Origin of the sequence: Promicromonospora sp. NPDC059942 (genome assembly GCF_042731755.1) — a bacterium.
Taxonomy (GTDB): domain Bacteria; phylum Actinomycetota; class Actinomycetes; order Actinomycetales; family Cellulomonadaceae; genus Promicromonospora.
In genome coordinates this window covers 19,560-27,482 of the sequence record NZ_JBHWLR010000024.1, presented here as the reverse complement: position 1 = coordinate 27,482, position 7,923 = coordinate 19,560, and the positions used below count along the sequence as shown (strand labels likewise).

Here is a 7,923-nt window from a genome sequence, read left to right as displayed (position 1 = left end):
TTCCCCACTTGAACGTACTCCTATTCCCGCGGTGCGCAGGGGTGTTCCAGCCAGAAGGCCCACTCTGGCGGGCCCCACACGCCCGGGCCTGTGCGGGCCCGTCCGCGCGCGAACCCCGCGGCGCGGTGCGACGATCGGCTTGTTCAGCGACAAGCGAGCGACCAGGGGCGTGGCCATGGACGCACAGGGCAAGCGGCCGCTGGCCACCCTCGTGGGACTGCCCGCGGTGGTCGGCGTCGCGGCGGCGCTCTTCGCCACGATCTTCACGTCGCTGGTACACGGCGGGGAGCAGCTCTTCTGGACGTGGCTCCCCGACACGCTCGGGCTGGACGGCGTGCCGTGGTGGTGGGTGCTCCTCCTGCTGGTGATCGGCGCAGCCGGCGTCGCGGCGGCGACCCGCCTGCCGGGGCACGGCGGGCACCACCCGCTCGACGGGTTCGCCTTCGACATCACGGCGCGCGAGCTGCCCTCGACGCTGCTGGCCGCGGCGTCGTCCCTGGTCTTCGGCGCGGTGCTCGGTCCCGAGGCGCCGCTGCTCGCGATCGGCACCAGCATCGGGTTCGCCGTGCACCGCCGGCTCGGCACCGACGCGTCCAAGGTGCTCGTCATGGCCTCCGCCGCGGCCGCGCTCGGCGTCGTCCTGGGCAACCCCGTGGTCACGATGCTGCTCGTGCTGGAGGCGATGTTCCTCTCCGCGCGGCCGCGTCCCGAGCAGCCGGTGCTCCAGGTGGTCCCGATCCTCGCGGCGCTCGGCGCGGGCTACGTGGTGCGCATCGGTATCGCCGACTGGCCCGGCGTCCACGTCCCCGAGCTGTCCATGGGCGACCTCGGCTCGTACCCCGCCCTCCACGTGGTCGACCTGCTCGCCGGGGTCCTGGTGGCCCTGGTGGCCGCAGGCCTCATCGTCGCGGCCATGCGCCTCGGCGGCGTCGCGCGGCGGCTGGCGTCGCGTGGCCCGTTCGTGACGCTCCTCGTCGGCGGCCTGACGGTCGGCCTCCTCGCGGTGCTGGTCCGGGTGACGACGGGCGCGGACGTGGACACCGTGCTGTTCTCCGGGCAGCAGTCCCTGTCCACGGTGACGACGACGACCGCCGCGGGCACGCTGGTCGTGGTCGCCGTCGTGAAGTCCGCGGCCTACTCCGTGAGCCTGGGAACGGGGTTCCACGGCGGGACGATCTTCCCGTCGGTGTTCATCGGCGCGGCCGCCGGTGCCGCAGCCGCCCTCCTGCTCCCCGGGACGGCGCTCGCGCCGCTGGTGGCCTGCGGCATCGCCGCCGGTGCCGCGGCCGCCGCCGGGATGCCGGTGACCGCGCTCGTCCTCGCCCTCCTGCTCTGCGTGAGCGCGGGCGCCGCCGTCACCGTCCCCGCGATCCTCGGGGCGCTCGTGGGCACGCTGCTCAAGGGGCTGCTCAACGCCCGCCGGCCGGCGACGGTCGAGTCGTGAACGTCTACGCGCCGCTCGTGCCGGTGTTCCTGGTGGCGCTGCTCGCGCCGCTGCTGACCGGGCTGATGCCGGTGCGGTCGCGGCTGCCCCAGGTGGTCCTGCTCCTGCTCGGCGGCGTGCTCATCGGGCCGGCCGTGCTCAAGATGGCCGCGCCCGACGACGTCACCCTGCTGTCCGACCTCGGGATGGGCTTCCTCTTTCTCCTCGCGGGCTACGAGCTGGAGCCGAGCAGCCTGCGCGACCGGCTCGGCCGCCGCGCCGGCGCGGCGTGGCTCACGTCGCTGGTGCTGGCGGCGGTGGTGGTCCTCCTGATCGTCCGGCCGGACAAGGAGGAGGAGCTGGCGGCCGGGGCGATCGCGCTGACGACCACCGCGCTCGGCGTGGTGCTCCCGGTCCTGCGGGACGCCGGCAAGCTCGACTCCCCGTTCGGCCGGTCCGTCCTCGTGATCGGCGCGTACGGCGAGCTCGGCCCCATCGTCGCGATGGCGCTGCTGCTCGGGAGCCGCGGCTCGGGGGCCGCCGCCGTGCTGCTGGTGGTGTTCGCCGTCCTCGCCGTCGCCATCGCCCTGGTGCCCGGCTCGCGCGCGCCGGTGGCCGTGCGGCTCGTCGAGGGCTCCGAGCACGGCACCGGGCAGAGCACGCTGCGGCTCACGGTGCTGCTGCTCGTGGGCCTGCTCTCGGTCGCCTCGGCGTTCGGGTTCGACGCGGTGCTCGGGGCGTTCGTGGGTGGCATGGTGCTGCGGCGCTGGGCGCCCGGCGACGTCGGGCGCCTGGAGAAGAAGCTCGACGCCGTGGCGTTCGGCGTCTTCATCCCGGTGTTCTTCGTGAGCTCGGGCATGGCCCTGGACGTGGCCTCCATCCTCGCCGCGCCCGCCCTGCCCCTGGTGCTGTTCGCCCTGATGGTGCTGGTCCGCGGCGGCCCGGTGCTGCTGTGGCTGCGCCGGGAGCTGCCCACGGGGGAACGGGTCCAGAGCGCGCTCTACTCCGCGACGGCCCTCCCGCTGCTGGTCGCGCTGACGGGGATCGCGGTGGAGCGCGGCATCATGTCCACGCAGACGGGGGCGGCGCTCGTCGGCGCCGGCGTGCTCTCGGTGATCGTGCTGCCCCTGGTGGCGGGCCGGATCCCGGTGCGCGGCGGCGAGCCGACCGAGCGCGACACCGAGGGACCCGACCGCGCGGCGCCTACGGGTGGCTCGCCGTGACCTCGATGACCTGGTCGAGCCGGTCCAGGGCGGTCTGCAGCTCGTCGATCCGTGCGCGGATCCGGTCGCGCTCGGCGTGCAGCATGGTGCGCTGCTCGGCGTCCGTGTGCCCGGACTCGATGCACGGCAGCAGCTCCGCGATGTTGCGGCTGGTCAGGCCCGCGGCGTACATCTGCTGGAAGAAGCGCACGCGCTCCACCGTCTCGGGCGGGTAGAGCCGCTGCCCGGACGGGCTGCGTCTCGCGGTGAGCAGCCCCTGCTGCTCGTAGTAGCGCACGGCGCGCACCGAGACGCCGGCGCCCCGCGCCACCTCGCCGATGCGGATCGGCGGCTCGACTCCTGCCTCGGTGACCGTCATCACGTCCCCTTCCGCCGATTTCCCGGACTCCATGCTTGACCCTGACGTCAGCGTCAGGTTTTAGCGTACCTGCCATGGACATCAACAACTCTGTCGCCCTCGTCACCGGAGCCAACCGCGGGCTCGGCCGCGCCTTCGCCCAGCGGCTCCTCGACCGGGGCGCGCACAAGGTCTACGCGACGGCCCGGCGGCCGGAGTCGGTGGACCTGCCCGGCGTGGAGGTGCTGGCCCTCGACGTCACCGACCCCGCGTCCGTGCGCGCCGCCGCCGAGGCGGCCTCCGACGTCACCCTCCTGGTCAACAACGCCGGCATCACGACGGGCACCAGCCTCCTGACCGGCCCGCTCGACGGCGTCCGGCACGAGCTGGAGACCAACCTGTTCGGCAGCCTGGCGATGATCCGGGAGCTCGCCCCGGCGCTCGCCGCGAACGGCGGCGGCGCCGTCGTCAACGTCCTGTCCGCCATGTCGTGGTTCGGGCTCGACGGCGCGAACGCGTACCACCTGAGCAAGGCCGCGGCCTGGGCCATGACCAACGGCGTGCGGCTGGAGCTGGCCGGGCAGGGCACGCTCGTGACCGCCGTCCACCTGGGCCTGGCCGACACGGACATGTCGGCGGGCTGGGCCGTGGACAAGATCGCGCCGTCGGCCCTGGCGGACGCCGCGCTCGACGGCGTCGAGGCGGGCTCCGCCGAGGTGCTCGCCGACCAGTGGACCCGGGACGTCAAGGCCCGGCTGCAGCTCACGCCGGAGGAGCGGGACGCCGCTACCGCGCGGGGCCTCGCGGCGATGTCGGCGGGCTGACCTCCGGCCCGGGCTCCGGCCGGCGAGCCGCGAGCCGCTCGATGACGCCGCGGTTGAACCGGTCGTGCCGCTCGACCCGCAGCCCGGCGGCCTCGACGTGCAGCAGGGGACGACGCCGGAAGTGCTCGTTCTGGACCCGCACGCTGTACAGCTCCGCGACGGCCTGGAGCGCCCGCAGCGGCGCCGAGGTGCTGACCACGTGGTCGGCCAGGAGCAGCAGGCCGCCGGGCCGCAGCACGCGCACCATCTCGTCGACGGCGCCGCGGTCGTCGGGCACGGCGCACAGCCCGAACGTGCAGACCACGGTGTCGAAGGAGGCGTCGTCGAACTCCAGGTGCTGGGCGTCGCCGACCCGCAGGTCGACCGCGCGGCCCAGCTCGGCGGCGTGCCGGCGGGCCAGGTCGATCATGGCCGGGCTCAGGTCCATCCCGGTCAGGGTGGCGTGCGCGGGGTAGAGGCCCAGGTTCAGGCCCGTGCCGACGGCGACCTCCAGCACCTGGCCGGTGGCCTGCCGGCACACCCAGCCCCGGGTGTCGCCGAACATCCGCTCGGCGCCGTTCATCCTGCGGTCGTAGCGCGCCGCCTGCCTGTCCCAGTGCCGGCGGATCCGGTCCGGTCCGGGTGATCGCACCATGGGCACCTCGCTCGGTGGTCGGGAGACGACTCGGGCGGTGTTGCGGGGAGTCGACGTCGTCAACTCTCCGCAACACCGCCCGAATGCGCGACCTGGGTTCAGCCGACCCGCAGGAACGTCGGGTTGGACTGCCAGATGCTGGTGTACCGCACGCTCTTGCCGGGGACCGGCGCTTCGATCTGCATGCCGTTGCCCGCGTAGATCGCGATGTGGCCCGGGGTCCAGATCAGGTCGCCCGCCTGGGCGTCGGCCCACGACACCGGCGTGCCTGCGTACAGCTGCTGGGACGAGGTGCGCGGCAGGTCGATGCCCACCTGGGCGAAGACGTAGGACGTGAAGCCCGAGCAGTCGAACCCGGACGGCGTGGTGCCGCCCCACACGTACGGGACACCCAGGTACCGCATCGCGATGGACACGACCGACGCGCCCCGCTCCTTCGCGGCGCGCTCGGCCTCCTCGGCCTCGATCTTCGCCTGGTACTCGGCGTTCTCCGTCGCGGAGACCACGGAGACGGCCGACTTCTCCAGCGTCAGCTGTGCGTCCGCGGCGACGGTGATCATCGGCGAGGCCGAGACCGACTCCCGGGCCTGGGCGGTCAGCGCGTTGAGGTCCGCGGTGTTGAGCGCGCCCTGGACGGGCGCGCCCTGCAGCGCCGTCGTGGCCGGTGCCGCCTGCGCCGGGGTGGCGATGAGCGACAGCAGCACGCCGCCGCCCGCCGCCGCGACGACCGCTCCGCGTCCGGCGAACGAGCTGACCTGCTCGCTCGCGGCGCGCGCGACGCCGGCCAGGGGGCGGTGCGCCGCCCGGTGCCGGCCGCGTGCACGGGGGAGTGCGGCCGGTTCGAGGTTGGGATCCATGAAGGCTGGGACCTTTCTGGTTCGGAAGAGGAAGCGCACACGCGGCGTCGTGGTGGGCCGAGCCGAGGTGCGCCCACACTAGCGCCTCCTCCGGCGGTGCGGGACCCACCTGGCGTGATCTTCTTGTGATCTTTTGTTTCCCCCGGGTGCGGGACGGGGACAGGCGCCCGTCCCGCACCCGTCTCGTCTACTGCGGGACGCCCCAGACCTGGGTCCAGAGCCCGTTGCAGTCGTAGATCTGCAGGTCGGTGCCGTCGGCGGTGTTGCCCTGGGGCACGTCCAGGCAGCGGCCCGACTGCGGGTTGTACAGCGAGCCGTCGGCGCGCGCGTCCCACTGCTGCGCCCCGGAGCCGTTGCACTCCCAGAGCTGGACCTTGGTGAAGTTCGCGGTGCCGTTGGCGTCCACGTCGAGGCACCTGCCGAACGCGCGGACGGTGCCGTCCGGGCCCATGGACCACGTCTGGCCGGTCGCGGTGCCGCAGGTCCAGAGCTGGGCGGCGTTCCCGTTCACCGCCGTGTTGGTGTCGACGTCGAGGCACTTGCCGCCCGGCGCGCCGACCGGCCCGGTGGGTCCGGGCAGGGAGCCGACGCCGAACCGAACCTCGCACTGGTTGCCGGTGCCGAGCCACGTCGCCGCGAGGTAGAGGTAGGACGTGCCGTCCTCGCGCGGGATCGCCGGCGTGGAGTAGCCGGGGCACGACGGCACGCCCGTGGCGTAACCGCCGGTCGGGCTGACGGTGACCGGGGTGGCGGCCTCGGTCCACGCGCCGTTGCCCAGCGAGGTGTTGGCGAACAGCACGGTGCCCGACTCCGCCAGGACCGTCTTGTTCCCGGTGGGCCCGGCGACGACTCGCTGGCCGGACAGCAGGACGGTCCCGTTCGGACCGCCGCCGGGGACCCACGAGATGTACGGGGTGTGCAGGAGCTCGCGCGCGTCGGCCGTGCGCACCAGGGTGCCCGCGTCGCCGGCCGCGCCCCAGTCGTACCCGTTGGCGCTGCGCTTGACGTACACCTCGCAGGCGTGGTCCGGGTCGGTGGCGTCGCGGCACATCTCGTACGCCATCAGGTGGTCGCCGTCCGGCAGCGCGGCGAACGTCTGCATCCCCGGACGGCGCAGGTTGTCGGCCGGGAACGAGACGTCCACGGTCATCGACGAGCTCCACGTGCGTCCGCCGTCGGACGAGGTGTAGTGGCCGATCACCTGGTTGTTGGTCGGGGTGTTCGCGGGACGCTCGTCGGAGATGAAGCAGGCGAGCCGGTCGTCCTCGGTGACCAGGAAGACCGGCTCCCAGATGCCGTGGCCCCAGGTGTCGGGCTGGCCCGAGGTCTGCGTGCAGTTGGACAGGAACTGCCAGGTCGCGCCGCGGTCGGTGGAGCGGAAGACCTCGACCTTCTGCGTGCTGTAGTCGCCGACCTGCCAGGCGGTGCCCGCGGCGAGGACGTCGCCGGCGGCCAGGCCGTTGATGGCGCGCGGCACCTCGTACAGGGTCGGGGCCTCCAGGTCCCAGCCCGGCGTGTTCGACGTGATGGTCGAGACGGCGGACCACGACTGGCCGCCGTTCGTGCTGCGGTAGACCGGCAGCGCCGTGGGGGAGCCGGTGCCGCCGCGCGCGAACGTGGCCAGCATCGTCTGGTTCGCGCTCTGATCGTGGTCGAGGCGGACCGCCCGCGGGTAGCCGGCGGTCCCGTTCGGGTGCTGGCCCAGGTCGGGGCTGTACAGCAGGTTGCCCGGGAGGGCGGCGGGGGCGACGTCGTCGGCGGACGCCGCCGGTGCCGTCCGGGCTGATGCCGATGCGGTGGTGGTCGATGCCGTGGTGGTCGATGCGGTGGTGGTCGTCAGAGCTGACGCCGACGGGGTAGTCGACGCCGTGCTGGTCGACGTCGTGGTGGCCGTCGGTCCAGTGGCGACTGACGCCGTCCCCAGTGCCGCCGTCGTGCCGGCCGGGGCCGTGGCCAGGGCGAACGCTGTCGCGAGGGCGACGGTGAGTGCGGCTGATCTCCGCGGGTTCATGAGATGTCGAGACATGGTGCAGGACCTCCTTGTCGTGCGCGTGATGTCCGGCAGCGGTGCGGGACGTCGTGCCCGGGATGCACCTTTGCAGACGTTGCAAAGACAACTGTGGCCCACGATGTGCACACGTTGCAAGACCCGGCGCGCGGCGAAGTCACGTTCTACCCAGTCATTGCGCCCGGAACTCACGTGATTCCAGGCCCAATGACTGGGTAGAACCTGACTTTGCGTCTGGGCGCTGGACGCTGGGGGCGCACGGAAGCTGGGTGCTGGGTGCTCGGTGCTCGGTGCTCGGGAGCCGGGCGCTCGGTGCTCGGCGCGGGGTGCTGGGTGCTCGGGAGCTGGGCGATGGGCGCTCGGTGCCCAGCGCTGGTTGCTGGGCCTTGGGCGCTGGGCTCGCTGGGCGTTCGGTGCCGTGATCGTCGCGGTCGACACCGACCTCGCCGGCTCAGCCCCCAGGTGCACCGTTGTGCGCTCGCGGATCGTCGGGACAGGAGTGGGTTCGGCAGTTTGCATCGAGGTCGGCACAGGCCCCCCCCCCCCCCCACCCCAACCCCCCAACCCGCCGGGCAAAACCCCAAACCTGTCCCCTCTCCCCACCCGACGATTCCAAA

General features: G+C 73.4%; 7 protein-coding genes. 3 read left to right on the top strand and 4 right to left on the bottom strand.

Annotated elements, in window-relative coordinates; translation table 11 throughout:
* Positions 1–175: 175 nt before the first annotated feature.
* Entirely contained in the window at positions 176–1,444 is a 1,269-nt protein-coding gene (locus tag ACFV9Q_RS25865) for a chloride channel protein (RefSeq protein WP_377236797.1), read from the top strand.
* Positions 1,441–2,646: a cation:proton antiporter gene (locus tag ACFV9Q_RS25860; protein WP_377236796.1), complete on the top strand. Its 1,206-nt coding sequence runs from the start codon at positions 1,441–1,443 to the stop codon at positions 2,644–2,646. The genes ACFV9Q_RS25865 and ACFV9Q_RS25860 overlap by 4 nt, the downstream gene beginning before the upstream one ends.
* Here the strand turns inward: ACFV9Q_RS25860 and ACFV9Q_RS25855 are convergent.
* Positions 2,627–3,004, bottom strand: a complete 378-nt coding sequence (locus tag ACFV9Q_RS25855) for a MerR family transcriptional regulator (RefSeq protein ID WP_377236795.1) — start codon at positions 3,002–3,004, stop codon at positions 2,627–2,629. The two genes, ACFV9Q_RS25860 and ACFV9Q_RS25855, sit on opposite strands and share 20 nt — an antisense overlap.
* Positions 3,005–3,078: 74 nt before the next feature.
* Between ACFV9Q_RS25855 and ACFV9Q_RS25850 the strand changes: the two genes are divergently transcribed.
* Positions 3,079–3,807, top strand: coding sequence for an SDR family oxidoreductase (locus ACFV9Q_RS25850; RefSeq protein ID WP_377236794.1), 729 nt, complete (start codon positions 3,079–3,081; stop codon positions 3,805–3,807).
* Here the strand turns inward: ACFV9Q_RS25850 and ACFV9Q_RS25845 are convergent.
* From ACFV9Q_RS25845 to ACFV9Q_RS25835, 3 genes are all read right to left on the bottom strand, one after another.
* Positions 3,770–4,441, bottom strand: a complete 672-nt coding sequence (locus ACFV9Q_RS25845) for a class I SAM-dependent methyltransferase (protein WP_377236793.1) — start codon at positions 4,439–4,441, stop codon at positions 3,770–3,772. The two genes, ACFV9Q_RS25850 and ACFV9Q_RS25845, sit on opposite strands and share 38 nt — an antisense overlap.
* Before the next feature lie 98 nt (positions 4,442–4,539).
* Positions 4,540–5,298: a C40 family peptidase gene (locus ACFV9Q_RS25840; protein ID WP_377236792.1), complete on the bottom strand. Its 759-nt coding sequence runs from the start codon at positions 5,296–5,298 to the stop codon at positions 4,540–4,542.
* A gap of 187 nt (positions 5,299–5,485) precedes the next feature.
* On the bottom strand, positions 5,486–7,324 hold the full coding sequence (locus ACFV9Q_RS25835) for a ricin-type beta-trefoil lectin domain protein (RefSeq protein WP_377236791.1): 1,839 nt from the start codon (positions 7,322–7,324) through the stop codon (positions 5,486–5,488).
* Between the last annotated feature and the right edge of the window lie 599 nt (positions 7,325–7,923).

Coding starts and splice junctions, on each gene's coding strand:
- ACFV9Q_RS25865 (WP_377236797.1), top strand. CDS start 176: ATGGACGCACAGGGCAAGCGGCCGCTGGCCACCCTCGTGGGACTGCCC.
- ACFV9Q_RS25855 (WP_377236795.1), bottom strand. CDS start 3,004: ATGACGGTCACCGAGGCAGGAGTCGAGCCGCCGATCCGCATCGGCGAG.
- ACFV9Q_RS25850 (WP_377236794.1), top strand. CDS start 3,079: ATGGACATCAACAACTCTGTCGCCCTCGTCACCGGAGCCAACCGCGGG.
- ACFV9Q_RS25845 (WP_377236793.1), bottom strand. CDS start 4,441: ATGGTGCGATCACCCGGACCGGACCGGATCCGCCGGCACTGGGACAGG.
- ACFV9Q_RS25840 (WP_377236792.1), bottom strand. CDS start 5,298: ATGGATCCCAACCTCGAACCGGCCGCACTCCCCCGTGCACGCGGCCGG.
- ACFV9Q_RS25835 (WP_377236791.1), bottom strand. CDS start 7,324: ATGTCTCGACATCTCATGAACCCGCGGAGATCAGCCGCACTCACCGTC.